Raw genomic sequence first — 233 nt, 5'->3', positions numbered from 1 at the left:
CATCTCTCCGGCCATCCACGAAAAAACCGCGAGTGCGGCGTCGTGCGGGTTCTTACCGGCAACCACATCCGGAACGATCCCAAGAACCTCATCCCCGGGCCCGCTCAGGCGGGATTGCGGAAGCCAGTCACTGAATTCATCCTGGATCTTGTCCGAGGCAATGACGTCCCCACCCACAATGTCGTCCTCGGTGGCCACCCGTTCGGGGCGATGGACCTCCACCGTGGCGGTCG

At 63.1% G+C, this 233-nt stretch carries 1 protein-coding gene; it reads right to left on the bottom strand.

What is annotated here, in order from left to right; all coding sequences use genetic code 11:
- Positions 1 to 233 (bottom strand): hypothetical protein (locus tag SCA31_RS25625; RefSeq protein WP_410699735.1); only part of this gene is annotated, 233 nt, incomplete at both ends.

This window comes from Chryseobacterium sp. SIMBA_028, assembly GCF_046535285.1.
Classification (GTDB): Bacteria; Bacteroidota; Bacteroidia; order Flavobacteriales; family Weeksellaceae; genus Chryseobacterium.
The sequence above is the reverse complement of the archived record's forward strand: the minus strand, read 5'-3'. Positions and strand labels throughout refer to the sequence as shown.